Annotated in this window: 19 protein-coding genes and 1 pseudogene; 16 read left to right on the plus strand and 4 right to left on the minus strand. The window is 63.9% G+C overall.

Annotated elements, in window-relative coordinates:
- Positions 1-8: 8 nt before the first annotated feature.
- Positions 9-2456 carry an acyl-CoA dehydrogenase gene (locus tag MRBLPB4O_RS07230; protein ID WP_341797940.1) on the minus strand — a complete coding sequence of 816 codons (2448 nt, stop codon included), beginning with the start codon at positions 2454-2456 and terminating at the stop codon, positions 9-11.
- Positions 2457-2678: 222 nt separating this feature from the next.
- Between MRBLPB4O_RS07230 and MRBLPB4O_RS07235 the strand changes: the two genes are divergently transcribed.
- From MRBLPB4O_RS07235 to MRBLPB4O_RS07245, 3 genes are all read left to right on the plus strand, one after another.
- Complete coding sequence (locus MRBLPB4O_RS07235) at positions 2679-3302, plus strand: glutathione S-transferase (RefSeq protein ID WP_341797941.1); 624 nt, start codon at positions 2679-2681, stop codon at positions 3300-3302.
- A gap of 131 nt (positions 3303-3433) precedes the next feature.
- Positions 3434-4366, plus strand: coding sequence for an ABC transporter ATP-binding protein (locus MRBLPB4O_RS07240; protein WP_341797942.1), 933 nt, complete (start codon positions 3434-3436; stop codon positions 4364-4366).
- The gene (locus MRBLPB4O_RS07245) at positions 4363-5142 is read left to right on the plus strand and encodes an ABC transporter permease (protein WP_016500910.1); all 780 of its coding nucleotides are present in this window, start codon (positions 4363-4365) and stop codon (positions 5140-5142) included. The genes MRBLPB4O_RS07240 and MRBLPB4O_RS07245 overlap by 4 nt, the downstream gene beginning before the upstream one ends.
- On the opposite strand, the gene MRBLPB4O_RS07250 is transcribed toward MRBLPB4O_RS07245, so the two are convergent.
- Positions 5026-5664, minus strand: coding sequence for a DUF2062 domain-containing protein (locus tag MRBLPB4O_RS07250; RefSeq protein ID WP_341797943.1), 639 nt, complete (start codon positions 5662-5664; stop codon positions 5026-5028). The genes MRBLPB4O_RS07245 and MRBLPB4O_RS07250 overlap by 117 nt on opposite strands.
- Before the next feature lie 142 nt (positions 5665-5806).
- Between MRBLPB4O_RS07250 and MRBLPB4O_RS07255 the strand changes: the two are divergent.
- The 8 genes and pseudogenes from MRBLPB4O_RS07255 to murB all read left to right on the plus strand — a co-directional run bounded on the left by MRBLPB4O_RS07255 (position 5807) and on the right by murB (position 12664).
- Positions 5807-8020, plus strand: a pseudogene (locus tag MRBLPB4O_RS07255) (DNA internalization-related competence protein ComEC/Rec2).
- A gap of 104 nt (positions 8021-8124) precedes the next feature.
- A complete protein-coding gene (locus MRBLPB4O_RS07260) occupies positions 8125-8760 on the plus strand; it encodes a MotA/TolQ/ExbB proton channel family protein (protein ID WP_016500907.1) in 636 nt (211 codons plus the stop codon).
- Positions 8757-9191 (plus strand): biopolymer transporter ExbD, encoded by a 435-nt coding sequence (locus MRBLPB4O_RS07265; protein WP_016500906.1) that lies wholly within the window; start codon positions 8757-8759, stop codon positions 9189-9191. Before MRBLPB4O_RS07260 ends, MRBLPB4O_RS07265 begins: the two co-directional genes overlap by 4 nt.
- Positions 9191-10192: a tetraacyldisaccharide 4'-kinase gene (gene lpxK / locus MRBLPB4O_RS07270; RefSeq protein ID WP_341797944.1), complete on the plus strand. Its 1002-nt coding sequence runs from the start codon at positions 9191-9193 to the stop codon at positions 10190-10192. The genes MRBLPB4O_RS07265 and lpxK overlap by 1 nt, the downstream gene beginning before the upstream one ends.
- A gap of 45 nt (positions 10193-10237) precedes the next feature.
- Positions 10238-10423 (plus strand): Trm112 family protein, encoded by a 186-nt coding sequence (locus MRBLPB4O_RS07275; protein WP_003247142.1) that lies wholly within the window; start codon positions 10238-10240, stop codon positions 10421-10423.
- Positions 10420-11184: a 3-deoxy-manno-octulosonate cytidylyltransferase gene (kdsB, locus tag MRBLPB4O_RS07280; protein ID WP_341797945.1), complete on the plus strand. Its 765-nt coding sequence runs from the start codon at positions 10420-10422 to the stop codon at positions 11182-11184. The genes MRBLPB4O_RS07275 and kdsB overlap by 4 nt, the downstream gene beginning before the upstream one ends.
- Complete coding sequence (locus tag MRBLPB4O_RS07285; protein ID WP_049276734.1) at positions 11184-11648, plus strand: low molecular weight protein-tyrosine-phosphatase; 465 nt, start codon at positions 11184-11186, stop codon at positions 11646-11648. Before kdsB ends, MRBLPB4O_RS07285 begins: the two co-directional genes overlap by 1 nt.
- Entirely contained in the window at positions 11645-12664 is a 1020-nt protein-coding gene (gene murB, locus MRBLPB4O_RS07290) for a UDP-N-acetylmuramate dehydrogenase (RefSeq protein WP_341797946.1), read from the plus strand. The genes MRBLPB4O_RS07285 and murB overlap by 4 nt, the downstream gene beginning before the upstream one ends.
- Positions 12665-12825: 161 nt before the next feature.
- Here the strand turns inward: murB and rne are convergent, their stop codons facing one another.
- Positions 12826-16077 carry a ribonuclease E gene (gene rne / locus MRBLPB4O_RS07295; RefSeq protein WP_341797947.1) on the minus strand — a complete coding sequence of 1084 codons (3252 nt, stop codon included), beginning with the start codon at positions 16075-16077 and terminating at the stop codon, positions 12826-12828.
- Positions 16078-16870: 793 nt separating this feature from the next.
- Between rne and rluC the strand changes: the two genes are divergently transcribed.
- The 3 genes from rluC to MRBLPB4O_RS07310 are packed head-to-tail and all read left to right on the plus strand — an operon-like array spanning position 16871 to position 19510.
- Positions 16871-17827 (plus strand): 23S rRNA pseudouridine(955/2504/2580) synthase RluC, encoded by a 957-nt coding sequence (gene rluC, locus MRBLPB4O_RS07300; RefSeq protein WP_043200393.1) that lies wholly within the window; start codon positions 16871-16873, stop codon positions 17825-17827.
- A 3-nt stretch (positions 17828-17830) separates the two neighbouring features.
- Positions 17831-18505 carry an HAD family hydrolase gene (locus MRBLPB4O_RS07305; RefSeq protein WP_341797948.1) on the plus strand — a complete coding sequence of 225 codons (675 nt, stop codon included), beginning with the start codon at positions 17831-17833 and terminating at the stop codon, positions 18503-18505.
- A 6-nt stretch (positions 18506-18511) separates the two neighbouring features.
- The gene (locus MRBLPB4O_RS07310; protein WP_341797949.1) at positions 18512-19510 is read left to right on the plus strand and encodes a S49 family peptidase; all 999 of its coding nucleotides are present in this window, start codon (positions 18512-18514) and stop codon (positions 19508-19510) included.
- Between the two features lie 38 nt (positions 19511-19548).
- Here MRBLPB4O_RS07310 and MRBLPB4O_RS07315 read toward each other — a convergent pair whose 3' ends face one another.
- Complete coding sequence (locus tag MRBLPB4O_RS07315; protein ID WP_341797950.1) at positions 19549-20127, minus strand: nucleoside triphosphate pyrophosphatase; 579 nt, start codon at positions 20125-20127, stop codon at positions 19549-19551.
- Between the two features lie 95 nt (positions 20128-20222).
- On the opposite strand from MRBLPB4O_RS07315, the gene MRBLPB4O_RS07320 reads away from it, so the two are divergent.
- Together MRBLPB4O_RS07320 and rpmF are read left to right on the plus strand one after the other, a co-directional pair.
- Positions 20223-20750 carry a YceD family protein gene (locus MRBLPB4O_RS07320; RefSeq protein ID WP_016500896.1) on the plus strand — a complete coding sequence of 176 codons (528 nt, stop codon included), beginning with the start codon at positions 20223-20225 and terminating at the stop codon, positions 20748-20750.
- 13 nt (positions 20751-20763) lie between these two features.
- The gene (gene rpmF, locus MRBLPB4O_RS07325) at positions 20764-20946 is read left to right on the plus strand and encodes a 50S ribosomal protein L32 (protein ID WP_016485486.1); all 183 of its coding nucleotides are present in this window, start codon (positions 20764-20766) and stop codon (positions 20944-20946) included.

Here is a 20946-nt window from a genome sequence, read left to right on the forward strand (position 1 = left end):
GCGAAGGGTCAGCGCACCTTGCCCGGTTCGGCGAGCAACTGCGCCTTGTCGAAGGCATCGACATCGATCACCTTACGCCGAGCCTGTTCGGCCTCGTGCAGCCGCTGGCCCTCGCCGGGTTGCAGCACGCCTGCCTCGACGGCGGCGTCGATACCGGACTGGCCGGGGGCTGGCTGGACTTTGCCTTCCTTGACGGTTTGGTACAGGGCCTTGCTCAACTGTGCCGTGTCTTCGAGCAGGTCACTGGCCCGTTGCAGATCCGCGACCGGGTCGTGTTGTGCCTGCGGGCGGTAGCAGCCGGCCAGCAGTTCCTCCAGCGCCGGATCGCCCTTGCGCCGGCCGATCAGCTCGGCCACCTCGGCATCCAGTTCATCACTGGGGCCCTTATGGCGGCGGCCGAAGGGGAATACCAGTACCCGCAGCGCGCAGCCGGCGAAGCGGTTGGGGAAATTGTCGAGCAGGCGGTCCAGCGCACGCTCCGTTTGCGCAAGGCTTTCCTCCATGGCCCAGCGCAGCAGCGGCTGCAGGTATTCAGGCGAGCCCTGATCGTGATAGCGCTTCAGGGCGGCGCTGGCGAGGTACAGGTAGCTCAGCACATCGCCAAGTCGAGCGCTGAGGCGCTCGCGGCGCTTGAGCGCCCCACCCAGCAGCATCATCGAAAGGTCGGCCATCATGGCAAACGCCGCCGCCTGGCGGTTAAGGGCACGGAAGTAGCCCTGGCTCAGGGCATCGCCCGGCACCCGCTCAAAGCGACCCAGCCCCAGGCCGTAGACCAGGGTGCTTGCCGCATTGCCGGCGGCGAACAGGATGTGTTTCATTAGCAGGTCATCGAATTCCTTGAGTGCCTGATCGTGGTCTTCACGCCCGGCCAATGCCATTTCCTTGAGCACGAACGGATGGCAGCGAATGGCGCCTTGGCCGAAGATCATCAGGTTGCGCGAAAGGATGTTGGCGCCCTCGACCGTGATGAAGATCGGCGCACCTTGCCAGTTGCGGCCCAGGTAGTTGTTCGGGCCCATGATGATGCCCTTGCCACCGTGCACGTCCATGGCGTGCTGGATGCATTCGCGGCCACGCTCGGTCAGGTGGTACTTGAGGATCGCCGACAGCACCGAGGGCTTTTCGCCCAGGTCCACCGCCTTGGCGGTCAGCAGGCGGGCACTGTCCATCAGCCAGGCGTTGCCGCCAATGCGTGCCAGTGATTCCTGGATGCCCTCGAAGGCCGCCAGTGGCACGTTGAACTGCTCACGGATATTGGCGTACTGGCCGGTGACCAGGCTGGTGTACTTGGCAGCCCCTGTACCCACGGCAGGCAGTGAGATGGAGCGGCCCACCGACAGGCAGTTCATCAGCATCATCCAGCCTTTGCCGAGCATGGCTTGGCCGCCAATGAGGAAATCTAGCGGGACGAACACGTCCTTGCCGCTGTTGGGGCCATTCATGAACGCGGCGCCCAGTGGCAGGTGGCGTTTACCGATTTCCACCCCGGGGGTATCGGTGGGTATCAGCGCAAGGCTGATGCCCAGTTCTTCCTCATCGCCCAGCAGGTGGTCCGGGTCGTAGGCCTTGAATGCCAGGCCAAGCAGGGTAGCGACCGGGCCCAGGGTGATGTAGCGCTTTTCCCAGTTCAGGCGCAGGCCCAGCACTTCTTCGCCATTCCACTGGCCTATGCAGATGATGCCAGTGTCGGGCATGGCGCCGGCATCAGAGCCAGCGAGCGGGCCGGTCAGGGCGAAGCAGGGGATTTCCTCGCCTCGGGCCAGGCGGGGCAGGTAGTGGTTGCGTTGTTCGTCGGTGCCGTAGTGCAGCAGCAGTTCGGCAGGGCCGAGGGAGTTGGGCACCATCACCGTGGAGGCCAGGTCACCACTGCGGGTGGCCAGTTTCATCGCCACCTGCGAATGCGCGTAGGCAGAGAAGCCTTTGCCGCCATATTCCTTGGGGATGATCAGCGCGAAGAAACCATGCTGCTTGATGTGGTCCCAGGCTTCGGGCGGCAGGTCCAGGTCCTGGCCGATCTGCCAGTCGCTGACCATGGCACACAGGTCCTCAGTGGGGCCGTCGATGAAGGCCTGTTCTTCTTCGGTCAGCTTCGGTGCCGGGTAAGCCAGCAATGTGCGCCAATCGGGGCGCCCGCTGAACAGTTCGCCGTCCCACCATACCGTGCCGGCATCGATGGCCTCGCGCTCGGTTTGCGACATTGGCGGCAGGGTGCGCTGGAACCAGCTGAATACCGGGCCGGTGAACACTTTGCGGCGCCACTCCGGCAGCGCAACCAGGGCGATCTTCAAGGCCAGTACGATCCAGATCACAGCCAGAAGCCAGCCGGGCGCGCTGCTGAAAATGCCCATGAGCAGCACATAGGCCGCCATGATGCCGAGAATCTGCAAGGGCGCCAGGCGCCGGTGCGTGAGGTACGCCGCGCCGATCACCAGCACTACCAACCACAACAGCAACATAATCGGTCCTCCTTGGAACCAAGGGCTTGAGCCGTCCCAGACAGCTTAGACGCAATGCTGTGAACGGCAGCTTCAGAACAGTGACAGGGTGTGGCAGCGGGAGTTTCAGTTGATTTGTTCGTCTGTACCGGCCTCTTCGCGGGCGTGCCCGCGAAGAGGCCGGTACAGGCGGCGAAGGTCTGGAGTAGACTGCACTACCTCCGCATTTATAAGGACGTTGCCATGCTGAAGATCTGGGGCCGCAAGAATTCGAGCAATGTGCGCAAGGCACTGTGGATTGCCCAGGAACTGGGCCTTGATTTCGAGTCCATCGACGCCGGTGGCGCTTTCGGCGTGGTCAACGAGCCGCACTACCGCGCCCGCAACCCCAACGGGCTGGTGCCCATGCTCGAAGACGGCGACCTGACCCTGTGGGAGTCCAACACCATCGTCCGCTACCTGTGCGCCGAGTACGGCGCAGAGCAGGGCTGGTACCTGGAGGACCCGCGCCAGCGCGCCTTGGCCGACAAATGGATGGACTGGACCACCTCGTCCTTCGCCGCACCGTTCCGTCCGCTGTTCTGGGGCCTGTTGCGCACCCCGGAAGACCAGCGCGACTGGGTGGCGATCAACGCCGCGCACAAGCAGTGCGCCCAGCTGCTGGCCATTGCCGATGAAACCCTGGCCAAACAGCCCTACCTGTCCGGTGACCGGATCGGCATGGGCGACATCCCACTGGGTAGCTTCATCTATGCCTGGTTCGAAATGCCCATCGAGCGCCCGGCCATGTACAACCTGCAAGCCTGGTATGAACGCCTGAAACAACGCCCGGCCTACCAGGCCGCGGTGATGACCGCGCTCACTTGAACCTGCTTCGATAGTCATTATCAATAGATGTGACTGTACTTGTGCGGCCTGGCCTTGCACCATGGCTGCACTCACTGCGCCAGTGACTTTACCTGGCGTGTCCTGCACCTTTTTTCGGTAAATGACCCGCTATGAGTTTCGCCCTGTCCATCCGACAGCTGACCAAGACCTACGGCAATGGCTTCCAGGCCCTCAAAGGCATCGACCTCGATGTTGCCGAAGGCGACTTCTTCGCCTTGCTCGGCCCCAACGGCGCCGGCAAATCCACCACCATCGGCATTCTCTCCACCCTGGTGAACAAGACCAGCGGCACGGTGAGCGTGTTCGGCCATGACCTGGACCGCGAGCCTTCAGCGCTGAAGCGCTGCCTGGGTGTGGTGCCGCAGGAATTCAACTTCAACCAGTTCGAGAAAACCTTCGACATCGTCGTGACCCAGGCCGGCTATTACGGTATTCCGCCCAAGCTGGCCAAGGAGCGCGCCGAGCAGTACCTGACCCAGCTGGGCCTGTGGGACAAACGTGATGTGCAGTCGCGTTCGTTGTCCGGCGGCATGAAGCGGCGTCTGATGATTGCCCGTGCATTGATCCACGAACCGCGCCTGCTGATCCTGGACGAACCCACCGCCGGGGTGGATATCGAGCTGCGCCGCTCGATGTGGAGCTTCCTCACCGAGCTGAACCAGAAGGGCATCACCATCATCCTCACCACCCACTACCTGGAAGAGGCTGAACAGCTGTGCCGTAACATCGGCATCATCGACCATGGCACCATCGTCGAGAACACCAGCATGCGCCAGTTGCTGGGCAAGCTGCATGTCGAAACCTTCGTGCTCGACATCAAGCAGGACCTGGCCAGCGCGCCGGTGCTGCAAGGCTATCCGTGCCGGCTGCTGACCCCGCATACCCTGGAAGTGCAGGTGGAGAAGGACATCGGCATCACCGCGCTGTTTGGCCAGCTGGCGCTGCAGAACATCGAGGTGCAGAGCTTGCGCAACAAGACCAACCGACTCGAGGAGCTGTTCGTGTCCCTGGTGGAAAAAAACCTGTCGAAGGTGGCCGTATGAGTGTGGAACTGCGCACCAACTGGGTCGCCCTGAACACCATCGTCTACCGCGAAGTGCGGCGCTTCTTGCGCATCTGGCCGCAGACGTTGCTGCCGCCTGCGATCACCATGGTTTTGTACTTTGTCATCTTCGGTAACCTGATCGGCCGACAGATTGGCGACATGGGTGGCTTCACCTACATGCAGTACATCGTGCCGGGGCTGATCATGATGTCGGTGATCACCAACTCCTACGGCAACGTGGTGTCGAGCTTCTTCGGCAGCAAGTTCCAGCGTTCGATCGAAGAGCTGATGGTGTCACCGGTGTCGCCGCACACCATTCTTGTCGGCTATGTGCTGGGCGGCGTGCTGCGCGGTTTGGCGGTGGGGGTGATCGTAACCATCCTGTCGATGTTCTTCACCGACCTGCAGGTGCACCACCTGGGCGTGACCGTGGTCGTGGTGCTGCTGACGGCCACCATCTTCTCGCTGCTGGGCTTCGTCAACGCCGTGTTTGCGCGCAATTTCGACGATATCTCGATTATCCCGACCTTTGTGCTGACGCCGCTGACCTACCTGGGCGGGGTGTTCTACTCGATCAACCTGCTGCCGCCATTCTGGCAGACCGTGTCGCTGGCCAACCCGGTGCTGCACATGGTGAACTCGTTCCGCTACGGCATCCTAGGGGTGTCGGATATCAGTATTGGCACGGCGATCACCTTCATGCTTGTGGCCACCGCAGTGCTCTACACATTGTGCATCCGCCTGCTGGTCAGCGGCCGCGGGATGCGGGCATGAGCCCTGTTGTGAACATCTGAGCTTGCGCCGGCGCCACTGCCGGCCAATCCACCAGCGCCAGTACAGCAGGGTGGTGAAGTAGGCGGCAATGCCCAGCACCACCCCGCACACCACCGACCCCAGCAGGAACGGCTGCCACACGGTGGCAAGCTGGTCGGTGATCCAGTCGAACGTCAGTTCGTCGGGCAATGTGCGCGGCGGCACCTGCATCAGCCAGGCGCCGGTCATGTAGGTGACGAAGAACACCGGCGGCATGGTGAGCGGGTTGGTCAGCCACACCAGGCTGACCGCGATCGGCAAGTTGCCACGTACCGGGATTGCCAGCGCCGCCGCCAGCAGCATCTGCATGGGGATAGGAATCAACGCCGCGAACAGGCCCACGCCCATGGCCCGTGCCACCGAATGGCGGTTCAGGTGCCAGAGGTTGGGATCGTGCAGCAACTTGCCGAAAAAGCGTAAGGACTTGTGTTCCCGAATGCTGGTCGGGTCCGGCATGTAGCGTTTGAAAAGGCGGCGCGGCATGTAGGCTCCCGGAGCGTTGATCCGCGCAGTATGCCCTTAATCCTGCGCAGTCTCGTTTAGAGTTTGTGACAATTGTTGAGCAAGCTTTGCCGGCAATTGAGCTATGCCTCAGGGGGTGATTTACCTTCTGGAGCTCTACCTCATGCGCACAGGGATGTTTGCGCTCGCGCTCGGGCTGCTGTGCCTGGCCTATCTCCCCGTATTGCCATCGGTCGGATGGCTGCTGGCGCTGGCGGCCTTCGCTGTCCTAAGCCTGTTTTCCCGCGCTTGGCCGTTGGGCTGCTTTCTGCTGGGCCTGTGCTGGGCGTGCTGGTCTGCTCAGCACGCCCTGGATGATCGCCTGGCTGACGGCCTGGACGGCCGCACCTTGTGGCTGGAGGGGCGGGTGGTCGGCTTGCCAGCCCGAACGGCGCAAGGCGTGCGCTTCGAGCTGGAGGCAGCACACTCGCGGCGGGCCGAGCTGCCGCAACGGTTGCAACTGAGCTGGTTCGACGGGCCGCCGCTGCGGGCCGGTGAGCAGTGACGGCTGGCCGTGACCTTGCAGCGCCCCGCCGGGCTGCTCAACCCACATGGGCCCGACCGGGAGGCGCAACTGCTGGCGCGGCGGGTGGGTGCCACCGGTACGGTAAAAGCCGGGCAACTGCTGGCGCCGGTAGCCGGTGGTTGGCGCGATGTGCTGCGTCAGCGTTTGCTGGCGGTCGAAGCCAATGGCCGGCAGGCCGCGTTGGTGGCACTGGTGCTTGGCGACGGCACAGGCCTGGCCCGGGAGGACTGGCAGACGTTGCAAGCCACCGGCACGGTGCACCTGTTGGTGATCTCTGGCCAGCACATCGGCCTGGTGGCCGGCTTGCTGTACGGTCTGGTCGCCGGGCTGGCGCGTTGGGGGCTGTGGTCCGCTCGGTTGCCGTGGCTGCCCTGGGCGTGTGGTCTGGCCATGGCGGCGGCGCTGGCCTACGGCTGGCTGGCCGGTGCTGGGGTGCCGGTGCAGCGCGCCTGCCTGATGCTGGCGGTGGTGTTGCTCTGGCGCCTGCGCTTTCGCCACCTCGGTGCGACGCTGCCGCTGTTGCTGGCGCTGATCGCGGTGCTGCTGGTCGAACCACTGGCAGCGCTGCTGCCTGGGTTCTGGCTGTCATTTACGGCGGTGGCCACGCTTGTCTATTGCTTCAGTGCCCGGCTAGGGGGCTGGCGGCCTTGGCAGGCCTGGACGCGCGCGCAATGGGTGATCGCCATCGGCCTGCTGCCGGTGTTGCTGGCCACGGGCTTGCCGGTGAGCCTGAGTGCGCCGCTGGCCAATCTTGTCGCAGTGCCTTGGGTGAGCGTGGCGGTGCTGCCTTTGGCACTGCTGGGTACGTTGCTGCTGCCACTGGGCGGGGTAGGGGAGGCGTTGCTATGGCTGGCGGGTGGCCTGCTGGATGGGCTGTTCCGGCTGCTGGCGCTGGTGGCGCAGCAGCGTCCGGCATGGGTGGCGCCGGCCCTGCCATTATGGGCCTGGCTATTGGTGAGCCTGGGCGCTCTGTTGGTTTTGCTGCCCCGTGGTGTGCCGCTGCGCGGGTTGGGCGGGGTGATGCTGCTGGCTTTGTGGGTGCCCAGGGAACCGGTGCCCCACGGGCAGGTCGAGGTCTGGCAGCTGGACGTTGGCCAAGGGCTGGCGGTGCTGTTGCGCACCCGGCATCACAGCCTGCTGTACGACGCCGGGCCGGCCAGAGGCGAAAGCGACCTTGGGGAGCGGGTGGTGCTACCGACGTTGCGCAAGCTGGGGGTGGGCAGCCTGGACACGATGGTGATCAGCCACGCGCATGCCGACCATGCGGGTGGTGCCTCGGCCATACAGCGTGGTCTGCCGGTCAGGCGGCTGATCGGCGGGGAAGCGCTGGAAGAAGTGCCATTGCAGCCCTGTGCCAGTGGCGAACAATGGGACTGGGATGGCGTGCGCTTTTCGCTGTGGCGCTGGGCGGCCGGGCAGAGCAGCAATGACCGTTCCTGTGTGCTGTTGGTAGAGGCGCAGGGCGAGCGCTTGCTGCTGGCGGGGGATATGGAAGCTGCTGCCGAACGGGCCTGGCTGGCGGACCATGAAACGCCGCGTATCGACTGGTTGCAGTCACCGCACCATGGCAGCCGCAGTTCGTCCACCGAGGCATTCATCCGGGCTACTGCGCCGCGTGGGGTATTGATTTCGCGAGGGCGCAACAACAGCTTCGGGCACCCCCATGTTCAGGTCATGGAGCGTTATCAGCGGCATGGGCTGGCGGTGTATGACACGGCGGTGGAGGGGGCATTGAGGTTGGTGGTGGGGCAGCATGGCGAAGTCGAAGGTATGAGGGGGCAGCGGCGGTTTTGGCGGGTTCGAGCTGAGTGAGCGGGAGGCAGGCCGGTGCATACGCCAATTCCCTGACCTCCGGCAGATGAGCCCTCGGCGCGCCTATGGTAGAGTGGCGGCCTTTTTGCGAAGGGGCGTTTACTGTGTGGGAATTGGTCAAGTCCGGTGGTTGGATGATGCTGCCGATCATTCTGAGTTCCATCGCTGCCATGGCTATCGTCGTCGAGCGCCTGTGGACCCTGCGCGCCAGTCGCGTCACCCCGCCGCACCTGCTGGGCCAGGTGTGGATGTGGATCAAGGACAAGCAACTGACCAGTGACAAGCTCAAGGCCCTGCGCGCCGATTCGCCATTGGGCGAAATCCTTGCCGCGGGCCTGGCCAACTCGCGCCATGGCCGCGAAATCATGAAAGAGTGCATCGAGGAAGCCGCCTCGCGCGTCATTCACGAACTGGAGCGCTACATCAGCACGCTCGGCACCATCGCCGCCATGGCCCCGCTGCTGGGCCTGCTGGGCACCGTGCTGGGCATGATCGACATCTTCAGCGCCTTCATGGGCTCGCAGATGAATGCCAATGCGTCCGTGCTGGCCGGTGGTATCTCCAAGGCCCTGGTCACCACTGCGGCCGGCCTGATGGTCGGTATCCCGGCGGTGTTCTTCCACCGCTTCCTGCTGCGCCGCATTGATGAGCTGGTGGTGGGCATGGAACAGGAGGCAATCAAGCTGGTGGAAGTGATCCAGGGCGACCGTGAAGTGGAAGTGGCCGGAGGCAAGGCGTGAAGTTCCGGCGCAATCGCCAGCGGGAGAACGTTGACATCAACCTGGCGTCGTTGATCGACGTGGTGTTCGTCCTGCTGCTGTTCTTCGTGGTCACCACCACCTTCACCCGCGAGACCCAGTTGCGCGTCGAGCTGCCCGAAGCTGCCAGCGCCGAGAAGGCGCCGGCCGACCAGGACAAGCTGGTGGAAATCACCATCAGCGCCGAAGGCGTGTATTCGGTGAACAACCACCTGCTGCCCAAGAGCGACCTGGCCACCTTGAGCGAGGCCATCGAGCGTGAGTCGGGCGGTGACAACAAGCTGCCGCTGGCCATCAGCGCCGACGGCAAGACCCCGCACCAGGCTGTGGTCACCGCAATGGACGCCGCCGGCAAGCTCGGTTTCAGCCAGTTGCGCATGACCACCGTCGAGGCGGCCCAGGGCACGCCTTGATGGCTTTCGCCGACCGTTTGCTCGCCGCCTGGTACGCCGGGCACCCAGCGCTGGCGCTGCTGCGCCCGCTGGAGGCGTTGTACCGCCGCGTGGTCACGCGCAAGCGGGCACGTTTTCTCAGTGGCGAAAGTGCCAGCTACCGGGCGCCAGTGCCAATCATCGTGGTGGGCAACATCACCGTGGGCGGCACCGGCAAGACGCCGATGATTCTCTGGCTGATCGAGCACTGCCGCCAGCAGGGGCTGAAGGTGGGCGTGGTCAGCCGTGGCTATGGTGCCAAGCCGCCGCAGCTGCCCTGGCGGGTGCAGGCCGACCAGCCGGCCGACCAGGCGGGCGATGAACCGCTGCTGATCGTGCAGCGCACCGGCGTGCCGCTGATGATCGACCCCGACCGCTCCCGCGCTGTGCAGGCGTTGTTGGCCAGCGAACCGCTCGACCTGATCCTGTGCGATGACGGCATGCAGCACTACCGCCTGGCCCGCGACCTCGAACTGGTGCTGATCGATGCCGCCCGCGGCCTGGGCAATGGCCGCTGCCTGCCAGCCGGCCCTTTGCGCGAGCCCGCCGAACGCCTGCAGGATGCTGACGCGGTGCTGTTCAACGGTGCCAGTGCCGACCGCGCCGATGGTTTTGGCTTCTGCCTGCAGCCGTCCGCCCTGGTCAACCTGCGCAGCGGCGAGCGTCGTGCCCTCGACCATTTCCCCGCAGGCCAGCGCCTGCACGCGGTGGCCGGTATTGGCAACCCGCAACGTTTCTTCAATACCCTGCTGGGGCTAAACTGGCAGCCGGTTCCGCATCCCTTCGCCGACCATGCACAGTTCAGTGTCCAAAGCCTGGCCTTCAGCCCGCCGCTGCCGCTGGTGATGACCGAGAAGGATGCGGTGAAATGCCGGGCCTTCGCCGCTGATGACTGGTGGTACCTGGCCGTCGAGGCGCAGCCCACGCCGGCTTTCAGCGCCTGGTTCGACAACCAGCTGCAGTGTCTGCTGCGCAAGCCCTGAGCCCGTTTTCAATTTTCGGCCACCTGGCCTAGAAGGAAGCCTCCAATGGACACCAAACTGCTCGATATCCTGGCCTGCCCGATCACCAAGGGCCCGCTCAAGCTCAGCGCCGACAAGACCGAGCTGATCAGCAAGGGCGCTGGCCTGGCCTACCCGATCCGCGACGGCATCCCGGTCATGCTGGAAAGCGAGGCGCGTACCCTGACTGACGACGAGCGTCTGGACAAATGAGCCTGGACTTCACCGTGGTGATCCCCGCCCGGCTGCGCTCCACACGCCTGCCAGGCAAGCCGTTGCTGGCGATTGCCGGCAAGCCGATGGTGCAGCATGTGTGGGAGCAGGCGCGCAAAAGTGCTGCCAGCCGTGTGGTCATCGCCACCGACGACGCCAGTATCCTGGAAGCCTGCCAGGCGTTCGGCGCCGAAGTGCTGATGACCCGTGCCGACCATGAATCGGGCACCGACCGCCTGGCCGAAGTGGCGGCGCACCTGGGCTTGCCGGCTGACGCCATCGTGGTCAACGTGCAGGGCGACGAGCCGCTGATCCCGCCGATGATCATCGACCAGGTGGCGGCCAACCTGGCTGCGCACCCGGAAGCTGGCATCGCCACCCTGGCCGAGCCGATTCATGAGCCGGAAACCGTGTTCAACCCCAACGCGGTCAAGGTGGTGAGCGACAAGAACGGCCTGGCCCTGACGTTCAGCCGCGCGCCGCTGCCCTGGGCCCGCGATGCTTTTGCCAGGGACCGCAACGTGCTGCCAGAAGGCGTGCCGTATCGCCGCCACATCGGCATGTACGCTTACCGCGTCGGCTTCCTGCAGGACTTTGTCGGTTGGGGCCCGTGCGGGCTCGAACAGACCGAAGCGCTGGAGCAGCTGCGTGCCTTGTGGCACGGCGTGCGTATTCACGTCGAGGATGCCATCGAGGCGCCTGCCGTGGGCGTTGATACACCTGAAGACCTGGAGCGCGTAAGGCGCTTGCTGGAGGCTTGATGCGCGTCCTGTTCGTCTGCCTGGGCAACATCTGCCGCTCGCCTACCGCCGAAGGCGTGCTGCGCCATCAATTGCAGGCCGCCGGGCTTGCCGACCGGGTGCAAGTGGCTTCTGCCGGCACCGGCGACTGGCATGTCGGCAAGGCGCCAGACAGCCGCACCTGCAAGGCGGCGCTGGCGCGCGGTTACGACCTGTCGCCGCAGCGCGCCCAGCAGGTCAAGGCGGCGCATTTTGCCGAGTATGACCTGATCCTGGCCATGGACGAGAGCAACCTGCGCGATCTGCGCGCCCTGCGCCCGCACACCGCAGCGGGCGAACTCGACCTGTTCCTGCGCCGCTATGGCTCGGTGCTGGATGAGGTACCTGACCCGTACTACGGCGGAGCTGACGGCTTCGAGCAGGTGCTCGACCTGGTCGAGGCGGCCTGCCAGGCGCTGGTGCTGGAAATCAAGGGGCGGCTATGACAGGGCAGTGGCAGGAGCAGGTATCGCTCAAACCGTACAACACCTTCGGCATAGACGTGAAGGCGCGTTACTTCAGCCAGGTGCAGGATGACCAGCAGGTGCGTCAGGCACTGGGCCAGGCGCAGCAGCGCGGGCTGCCGGTGTTGGTCATCGGTGGTGGTAGCAACCTGCTGCTCACCCGCGATATCGACGCGCTGGTGCTGCACATGGCCAGCCGTGGCTGCCGTGTGCTCAGCGACGATGGTGAACATGTCGTGGTCGAAGCCGAGGCCGGTGAGCCGTGGCATGTATTTGTGCAGTGGACACTGGCGCAGGGCTTTTGCGGGCTGGAAAACCTCAGCCTGATCCCAGGCACCGTGGGCGCCGCACCGATGCAGAACGTGGGCGCCTATGGGGTGGAGATCAAGGACGTGTTTGCCGGCCTGACCGCCCTGGACCGCGAGACGGGCGAACTGCATGACTTCGGTTTGGCAGAATGTGCCTTCGGTTATCGCGACAGCCTGTTCAAGCGCAACCCCGGGCGCTGGTTGATCCTGCGCGTGCGTTTTGCCTTGAGCCGTACCTTGCAGGCCCATCTGGACTATGGCCCGGTGCGTCAGCGCCTGGCGGAGCAGGGCGTGGCCGAGCCGACTGCGCAGGCGATCAGTGATGCTATTTGCAGCATTCGCCGTGAAAAGCTGCCAGACCCGGTGGAGCTCGGCAACGCCGGGAGCTTTTTCAAGAACCCGGTGGTGTCGGCTGGGCTGGTTGAGCGTATTCGTGCGCAATACCCGGCAGTGGTCGCTTATCCTCAGGCCGATGGCCAAGTGAAGCTGGCCGCGGGCTGGTTGATCGAGCAGGCTGGCTGGAAGGGCCATCGCGACGGCGATGCGGGCGTGCATCGCTTGCAGTCGCTGGTGCTGGTCAATTACGGGCATGCGAGCGGGGCGCAGATGCATGCGCTGGCTCAGCAGATCCAGGCGGATATCCTGGAGCGGTTCGGGGTTGAGCTGGAGATGGAGCCTAACCTCTACTGAGCGTTCGGCTTTGTAATTGCGGGGTGGCAGAAATCGAGCGCCGCCCGCGATGCGCCGCGTGGGCGGCGCTCGATCTCATAGGCAATGCGGCAGTAGCGACGAACACAAGAAAAAGCCCCGCCAGTTCGCACTGGCGGGGCTTTTTCATTCAGCCTTGGCTATCAACCGTGATGAGGCTTGTGCTCATCGGCGGCTTCCAGGGCTGGCTCCTCGGTCGCTGCAGCAGCTTCCTGCGCGGCTTTGGCGGCGGCCTCGGCCTCACGCTTGCGGCGGCGCACTTCCCGCGGGTCGTTCGGCGCACGGCCGTTGGCCAGCATGACGGTGGCAGCTTCTGCCTCTACCGGGGCTTCGACCGGGGCAGGCTCGACGACCACAGGTGCAGGCTCTGCGACTACTTCTGGCTGTGCTTCGACAGCCGGTGCAGGCTGCTCGGCAACCGGAGCGGTTTCAACCACGGCCGGAGCCTGTTCGATTTCGCCCGCTTCGACAACAGGCGTTTCAACAGGGGCGTCGGCGACGATCACCGGTTCGGCAGCAGGCGCTTCTTCAACCACGGGTTGCGGGGCGACTTCGACCACAGGCTCGGCGGTGACCTCGGCCACGACAACCGGCTCGCTGACAGGCTGCTCCACCACTGGGGCTACGGCAACTTCTTCAGCCTTGGCGACAGCTTCAACCTGCTCGACCTTTTCAGCCTTCTCGACCGGCTGGGCGGCTTGGCTGTTGTCGGTCTCTGCTGCGGCAGCGACTTCGGCGGTGGCCAGTTCGGCCTGCTGGTTGGCCTGGGCTTCGGCGTCCGCGCTGATGTTGCTGCTGGCAACAGCGGCAGTCACGGCCAGGCCGGCGGCCAGTTCGGCACCCAGCTCGGTGGCCTGGTGCTGTTGTGGCTGCCCTTCGCTGCCTTCTTCCTCTTCGCCACCGTCGATCAGCTCGCCATTGGCGTTGCGCTGGCGCTCACGACGGTTGCTGCGACGACGCTGGCCACGGGAGCGGCGGCGCGGACGCTCGCCATCGGTGCCTTCCTGTTCGTCTTGCAGCAGCTCTTCGTTCGGCAGTTGCTCTTCGGCCAGTTCGGCAGCCTGCTCGGCCGCTTCTTCGGCTACGCGTGGCTGGCGCTCTTCGCGTGGTGGGCGCGGGGCACGTTCTTCGCGTGGGGCGCGTTCTTCGCGAGGAGCACGCTCTTCACGCGGAGCACGTTCTTCACGCGGAGCACGTTCTTCGCGAGGTGCGCGCTCTTCACGCGGAGCACGTTCTTCGCGAGGTGCACGCTCTTCACGTGGGGCGCGTTCTTCACGGGCTACACGCTCTTCACGTGGCTGGCGCTCTTCGCGTTCGGCTGGCGGGGTGGCATCCAGCGGCTCACGCAGTTCGCGCACGCGCTCTTCGCCGCGGTTGCTGCGGCGGTCTTCGCGTGGCTGGCGTGGGGCGCGTTCTTCGCGTGGGGCGCGTTCTTCACGAGGTGCACGCTCTTCACGAGGTGCACGCTCTTCACGTGGCGTGCGTTCTTCACGAGGTGCACGCTCTTCGCGCGGGGCGCGCTCGGCACGTTCTTCACGCGGCTTGCGCTCTTCGTCGCGGCGGCCGTTGCGGTTGCGGCTCTGTTGACGGCCGTTGCGGCGCTCCTCGTTGCGCGGGCTGCGCTCGGCGGCCGGTTTCTCGGCGACGACCGGTGCAGCAGCGGCAGGTTCGTCCTTGCCGGCGAACAGGCTGACCAGCGACTTCACCAGGCCTTTGAACAGGCTTGGCTCTGGGGCGCTCGGGGCCGGGGCGGCCGGGGCGACAGCCTGAGGCTCTTCAGCAACCGGTACCGGCGCGTTGGTGCGGGCCGGGGCGGTCTTGACCGCTGCTTCCTGGCGAACCAGGGTGCGGGTGGCGGTCTGCTGCGGTGCCTCTTCGGCTTCGGTGGTGGCGATCTCGTAGCTGGACTGGTTGTTCAGCACTTCCGGGTTGTCGTCGCGCAGGCGCTGGACTTCGAAGTGCGGGGTTTCCAGGTGATCGTTCGGCAGGATGATGATGCGGGCACGTGTGCGCAGTTCGATCTTGGTGATCGAGTTGCGCTTCTCGTTGAGCAGGAACGCGGCCACCGGGATCGGCACTTGTGCACGGACTTCGGCGGTGCGGTCCTTCAGGGCTTCTTCTTCGATCAGGCGCAGGATGGCCAGCGACAGCGACTCGACGTCACGGATGATGCCGGTGCCGGAGCAGCGTGGGCAGACGATGCCACTGCTTTCGCCCAGCGATGGGCGCAGGCGCTGACGGGACATTTCCAGCAGGCCGAAGCGCGAGATGCGGCCAACCTGCACGCGGGCACGGTCCGCTTCCAGGCATTCGCGCACGCGTTCTTCAACGGCGCGCTGGTTTTTCGCCGGGGTCATGTCGATGAAGTCGATCACGATCAGGCCGCCGATGTCACGCAGGCGCAGCTGGCGGGCGATTTCCTCGGCCGCTTCCAGGTTGGTCTGCAGGGCGGTTTCTTCGATGTCGCTGCCTTTGGTGGCGCGCGCCGAGTTGATGTCGATAGACACCAGGGCTTCGGTCGGGTCGATCACGATCGAGCCACCGGACGGCAGGTCGACCACGCGCTGGAAGGCGGTTTCGATCTGGCTTTCGATCTGGAAGCGGTTGAACAGCGGTACGCTGTCTTCGTACAGTTTCACCTTGCTGGCGTACTGCGGCATCACCTGACGGATGAAGGTCAGGGCCTCTTCCTGGGCGTCGATGCTGTCGATCAGCACTTCACCGATGTCCTGGCGCAGGTAGTCGCGGATGGCGCGGATGATGACGTTGCTTTCCTGGTAGATCAGGAATGGCGCGGCGCGGTCCAGGGACGCTTCCTTGATGGCGGTCCACAGCTGCAGCAGGTAGTCGAGGTCCCACTGCATTTCTTCGCTGCTGCGGCCAAGGCCGGCAGTGCGCACGATCAGGCCCATGTCGCCCGGCACGGTCAGGCCGTTCAGGGCTTCGCGCAGTTCGTTGCGCTCTTCGCCTTCGATGCGGCGGGAGATGCCGCCAGCACGCGGGTTGTTGGGCATCAGCACCAGGTAGCGGCCAGCCAGGCTGATGAAGGTGGTGAGGGCGGCGCCTTTGTTGCCGCGCTCTTCCTTCTCGACCTGGACGATGACTTCCTGGCCTTCGCTGAGCACTTCCTTGATGTTCACCCGGCCTTCGGGGGCTTTCTTGAAGTATTCGCGGGAGATTTCTTTCAGTGGCAGGAAGCCGTGACGTTCGGAACCGAAGTCGACGAAGGCGGCTTCGAGGCTGGGTTCGATGCGGGTGATCTTGCCTTTGTAGATGTTGGCCTTTTTCTGCTCACGTGCGCCGGACTCGATGTCCAGGTCGTAGAGGCGTTGGCCGTCCACCAGGGCTACACGCAACTCTTCGGGTTGAGTTGCGTTAATCAGCATTCTTTTCATGTTGTACCGTCGGTTTCCGGGCTGCCGGAAACGGCGTTCGGCACACACGACGTCTCATGGTCGGTGCCAAGGTGCGCAAAGGGTGGCCGGGCCACCCCCGTGTCGAGCGACGTTCGGCACCAGCCGGTTGCCCAGCCTGCCGTTGTCACGACGACGCGTCCTGTTTGCTGCGGTGCCAACAAGGCCCCGGTGGCTTCGAATGGATATCGAATCAACCAAGCGGGCCTTGTGCACTCAGTCAGGAGGAGGAATCAACCTTCAGCCGTGGACGCCCGGGGGCATCTGTTCAGGACCTTATCCGCTCGCCAGCCGTCAGTGGCTGGTGGCCGGACGCGGTGCTACACGGTCCGAGGGCTGTGCATCTCCACCCTGCACGTATCCCTGATAATTCGGGTGCTGCCGCGCGCTGAATCCGCAACGGGTTGCATTTTTCGCCACTGCAGGTACTGCACTGGCGCCATTCATGTCCAAGGCAGGTATTTCCGAAGCATTCGCCGTGCGTTGCGTGGAAGCGACTCGCGGGCAGAGGTACTGCGAAAAGAATCGGGTAAGCAGGTGAAACACCGCACTTGTCGTTTTTTTTCGCTCTTCTCTACACAGCGCTGGTGGCGATTCCAGGCAATTCGGTAAACTGGCGAAAACCCCGTAGGACGGCCTCGCGTCCTGGAGAATTGCGTTGGTCAGGGCCGGCTGAAAGCCTGGTGCCGCTGGCCTGCCGCTTTTGGCGGCGTTCGCGACTATAGCAGCAATGATTAAGTGCTTCAATTCCATAAAAAATTGTTATGATCCCGCAATGACGACCAATACCCCTCCGACTTCCGGCGTACAGCTGATCGAAGTCGCGCCGGAGCTTGCCGGCCAACGCATCGATAATTTCCTCATCACGGCCCTCAAGGGCGTGCCCAAGACCTTGGTCTACCGCATCCTGCGCAAGGGTGAAGTGCGGGTGAACAAAGGTCGGGTAAAGCCTGAGTACAAGATCCAGGCCGGCGATATCGTGCGGGTACCGCCCGTCCGCCTGCCGGAGCGTGACGAGCCGGCGCCGGTGGCTCAGGGCTTGCTGCAACGCCTTGAGGCGGCCATTGTCTACGAAGACAAGGCGTTGATCGTGATGAACAAGCCGTCCGGCATTGCCGTGCATGGCGGCAGCGGCCTGAGCTTTGGCGTGATCGAAGCGCTGCGCCAGCTGCGCCCGGACGCCAAGGAGCTGGAGCTGGTACACCGCCTGGACCGTGACACCTCCGGCCTGCTGATGATCGCCAAGAAGCGCAGCATGCTGCGCCACCTGCATGCCGCCCTGCGTGGCGATGGCGTCGACAAGCGCTACATGGCGCTGGTGCGCGGCCACTGGCCGACCTCGAAGAAGCAGGTAAACGCCCCGTTGCTCAAGAGCAACCTGCGCTCCGGCGAGCGCATGGTCGAAGTGAACGAAGAGGGCAAGGAGGCGTTGACCCTGTTCCGCGTGCTGCGCCGCTTTGGCGAGTTCGCCACCATTGTCGAGGCCCGTCCGATCACTGGGCGTACCCACCAGATCCGCGTGCACACACTGCATGCCGGGCACATGATTGCCGGTGACAGCAAGTACGGTGACGAAGACTTCAGTCGCGAAATTCGCGAGTTGGGGGGCAAGCGCCTGTTCCTGCATGCCTATGCGCTGACCGTGCCGCTGCCGGACGGTGGTGAGCTGAAGCTTGAAGCGCCTGTGGATGAAGTCTGGGCGAAAACCATTGAACGTCTGAGTGCGTCCTGATCCATGAATAAAGGCTATGAGCTACTGATCTTCGACTGGGACGGTACCCTGGCCGATTCCATCGGGCGTATTGTCGAGGCCATGAATGCCGCCGCCGAGCGTGCCGGCGAGGCGCCCAGCCAAGACGACGCGGTCAAGGGCATCATCGGTCTGGCCCTGGGTGAGGCGATCCATACCCTGTACCCGCACCTGGCGCCTGTGCAGGTCGAGCGCTTCCGTCAGCACTATGCCGATATCTACATGGCGCTGGACCAGCAGCCTTCGCCGCTGTTCGAGGGCGTGGTCGAGTCGCTGGATACCTTCCGTGCCGAGGGTTACCGCCTGGCGGTGGCCACAGGCAAGGCGCGTCGTGGGCTGGATCGGGTGCTCAAGGCCAATGGCTGGGAGGCGTTCTTTGACATCACTCGCGCTGCTGACGAAACCCGCGGCAAGCCGCATCCGCTGATGCTTGAGGAAATTCTCGGCCATTGCGGCGTCGAACCGGGGCGGGCGCTGATGGTCGGAGATTCGGCATTCGACCTGCAGATGGCCAGCAATGCCGGCATGCATTCGGTGGCGGTGGGCTATGGTGCCATGTCGCTGCAGGCGCTGGCCGAGTTTGGTCCGCAGGTGTGCATCGATCACTTTTCCCAGCTGCGTGAGTGGCTGGGCGGTTCCGCAATTCCACTTCCAAGGTAGGTAAGCATGGCAGACGAATGGAAAGCCCCCGAGGCCGAACCCGAGGAGCGCGAAGGGCGCGAAGAGCGCAAGAGCTGGCAGCTGCTGGAAAAGACCTTGCTGGCCAGTGTGCAGGAGCAGCGCCGGGCGCGGCGCTGGGGGATCTTCTTCAAGCTGCTGACTTTCATCTACCTCTTCGGCTTCCTGGCATTGTTCACGCCGCTGATGGACATGGACAAGGCGGCATCGCGCAGTGCCAGCCATACCGCGCTGGTCGAGGTGCGCGGGGTGATTGCCGACCAGGAGGGCGCCAGCGCCGACAACATCGTCAAGAGCCTGCGCGACGCGTTCAAGGACAGCAAGACCAAGGCCGTGGTCATGCGCATCAACAGCCCGGGCGGCAGCCCGGTGCAGGCGGGTTACGTGTATGACGAAATCCGCCGCCTGCGTGCTGAATACCCGGCTATCAAGCTGTATGCAGTCATCGCGGATCTCGGCGCTTCTGGTGCCTATTACATTGCCAGTGCAGCGGATGAGATCTACGCCGATAAAGCCAGCCTGGTGGGTTCCATTGGTGTGACGGCGGCCGGTTATGGCTTTGTCGGCACCATGGAGAAGCTAGGGGTGGAACGGCGTTCCTATACCTCGGGCGAGCACAAGGCCTTCCTCGATCCGTTCTCGCCTGAAAAGCCCGAAGAAACCCGATTCTGGCAGGGTGTGCTGGATACCACTCACCAGCAGTTCATTGCCATGGTCAAGCAGGGGCGGGGCGAGCGGCTGAAGGACAAGGAGCATCCTGAGTTGTTCAGCGGCCTGATCTGGTCGGGCGAGCAGGCCAAGGCGTTGGGGCTGGTAGATGGGCTGGGCAGTGCCAGCTATGTGGCGCGTGAGATTGTCGGCGAGAAAGAGCTGGTGGACTTCACCGTCCAGGAGTCGCCTTTCGACCGTTTCTCCAAGCGCGTAGGTGCTAGCGTGGCCGAGCACCTGGCGATGTGGATGGGGTTCCAAGGGCCTCAGCTACGCTGAAGCTGCTGGGGGGGGGGGCGCTTTGCGGCCCCCAAATATCAAGGGATGACAACCCCTTCCTTGGTCAGCATATCCACCAACCGAATCAGCGGCAGGCCGATCAGGCTGGTCGCATCGCACCCGTGGGTGCTCTGAAACAAACTCACCCCCAAGCCCTCTGCCTTGAAGCTCCCTGCGCAATCCAGTGGCTGTTCCGCCGTCACATAGCGCTCCACCCGCTCCCGGCTCAATTCGCGCAGCGTCACCGTAAACGGCACGCAGTCCACCTGGCAGTGCCCGGTCGCGCTATTGAGCAATGCCAATCCGGTCAGAAAGCTCACCTGCTGCCCGCTGCACTCCAGCAGTTGCTCGCAAGCCCGCTCGAACGTGTGTGGTTTGCCCAGCACCTGTTCGCCCAGTACTGCAACCTGGTCCGAACCGATAATCAGGTGCGCGGGATGGCTACCCGCCAAAGCTTCGGCCTTTTGCCTGGCCAGCCGGCGCACCAGTTCCACGGCGGGCTCGTCATCCCGTCGCTGTTCGTCTATATCGGGGCTTGCCCAAGTGAAGGGCAGGCGCAGGCGTGTCAGCAGTTCGCGGCGATAGGCAGAGCTGGAAGCCAGTAACAAAGGAAGCATGGTAGACTCCGTTTCGGTTGAACCAATCCTATCACGCACGATGCCGCCGAATTTCCTTTGACAGGGACGGGGGGCATCCCTAGAATGCTGCGCCTATGTTGAATGACCCGATTCCACCTCACGTTGACCCGCGCAAATTAGCCGATCGTGGCGTAACCCTCAACGGTTCGCTGCAACTCGCTGATTTGGAAAGACTCTGCGACCCGCTTTCCGACAATGTCGGTACGGTGCAGGCGAAGTTCGATTTTGAACGAGATGAACAGCACGTGGTGGTTATCCACACCGAGCTGAACGTCGAGGTCAAGATGGTTTGCCAGCGTTGTCTTGAGCTGGTCACCCTGCCGATCTACAGCGAATGTACATACGCTGTGGTGAAGGAGGGTGCGAATACCCAGTCGTTGCCGAAAGGCTATGACGTGCTGGAACTGGGCGAAGATCCTTTGGATCTGCAGGCATTGGTCGAGGAGGAGCTTCTGCTCGCCTTGCCAATCGTGCCTGCTCACCATCCGGAAGAATGCCAGCAGCCGGCGGGCGCAGACGAGCCCGAATCGAGCAAGGACGAGGTATCGCGGTCCAACCCGTTCAGTGTTTTGGCGCAGTTAAAGCGTGACCCAAACGTTTAGGAGTTAATCAATTATGGCTGTTCAGCAGAACAAAAAATCCCGCTCTGCCCGTGACATGCGCCGTTCGCACGACGCCCTGTCGGAAAACGCGCTGTCGGTAGAGAAAACCACCGGTGAAATTCACCTGCGCCACCACGTTTCGCCAGAAGGCGTATACCGTGGTCGTAAAGTGATCGATAAGGGCGCTGACGAGTAA

The sequence above is a fragment of the Pseudomonas sp. LPB4.O genome, from assembly GCF_038383825.1.
In the GTDB taxonomy this organism is placed as follows: domain Bacteria; phylum Pseudomonadota; class Gammaproteobacteria; order Pseudomonadales; family Pseudomonadaceae; genus Aquipseudomonas; species Aquipseudomonas putida.

What these genes read in the sequence shown, in the direction of transcription:
- MRBLPB4O_RS07230 (WP_341797940.1), bottom strand. Translation starts at nt 2,456, where the DNA reads ATGTTGCTGTTGTGGTTGGTAGTGCTGGTGATCGGCGCGGCGTACCTC.
- MRBLPB4O_RS07235 (WP_341797941.1), top strand. Translation starts at nt 2,679, where the DNA reads ATGCTGAAGATCTGGGGCCGCAAGAATTCGAGCAATGTGCGCAAGGCA.
- MRBLPB4O_RS07240 (WP_341797942.1), top strand. Translation starts at nt 3,434, where the DNA reads ATGAGTTTCGCCCTGTCCATCCGACAGCTGACCAAGACCTACGGCAAT.
- MRBLPB4O_RS07245 (WP_016500910.1), top strand. Translation starts at nt 4,363, where the DNA reads ATGAGTGTGGAACTGCGCACCAACTGGGTCGCCCTGAACACCATCGTC.
- MRBLPB4O_RS07250 (WP_341797943.1), bottom strand. Translation starts at nt 5,664, where the DNA reads ATGCCGCGCCGCCTTTTCAAACGCTACATGCCGGACCCGACCAGCATT.
- lpxK (WP_341797944.1), top strand. Translation starts at nt 9,191, where the DNA reads ATGGCTTTCGCCGACCGTTTGCTCGCCGCCTGGTACGCCGGGCACCCA.
- MRBLPB4O_RS07275 (WP_003247142.1), top strand. Translation starts at nt 10,238, where the DNA reads ATGGACACCAAACTGCTCGATATCCTGGCCTGCCCGATCACCAAGGGC.
- kdsB (WP_341797945.1), top strand. Translation starts at nt 10,420, where the DNA reads ATGAGCCTGGACTTCACCGTGGTGATCCCCGCCCGGCTGCGCTCCACA.
- MRBLPB4O_RS07285 (WP_049276734.1), top strand. Translation starts at nt 11,184, where the DNA reads ATGCGCGTCCTGTTCGTCTGCCTGGGCAACATCTGCCGCTCGCCTACC.
- murB (WP_341797946.1), top strand. Translation starts at nt 11,645, where the DNA reads ATGACAGGGCAGTGGCAGGAGCAGGTATCGCTCAAACCGTACAACACC.
- rne (WP_341797947.1), bottom strand. Translation starts at nt 16,077, where the DNA reads ATGAAAAGAATGCTGATTAACGCAACTCAACCCGAAGAGTTGCGTGTA.
- rluC (WP_043200393.1), top strand. Translation starts at nt 16,871, where the DNA reads ATGACGACCAATACCCCTCCGACTTCCGGCGTACAGCTGATCGAAGTC.
- MRBLPB4O_RS07305 (WP_341797948.1), top strand. Translation starts at nt 17,831, where the DNA reads ATGAATAAAGGCTATGAGCTACTGATCTTCGACTGGGACGGTACCCTG.
- MRBLPB4O_RS07310 (WP_341797949.1), top strand. Translation starts at nt 18,512, where the DNA reads ATGGCAGACGAATGGAAAGCCCCCGAGGCCGAACCCGAGGAGCGCGAA.
- MRBLPB4O_RS07315 (WP_341797950.1), bottom strand. Translation starts at nt 20,127, where the DNA reads ATGCTTCCTTTGTTACTGGCTTCCAGCTCTGCCTATCGCCGCGAACTG.
- MRBLPB4O_RS07320 (WP_016500896.1), top strand. Translation starts at nt 20,223, where the DNA reads ATGTTGAATGACCCGATTCCACCTCACGTTGACCCGCGCAAATTAGCC.
- rpmF (WP_016485486.1), top strand. Translation starts at nt 20,764, where the DNA reads ATGGCTGTTCAGCAGAACAAAAAATCCCGCTCTGCCCGTGACATGCGC.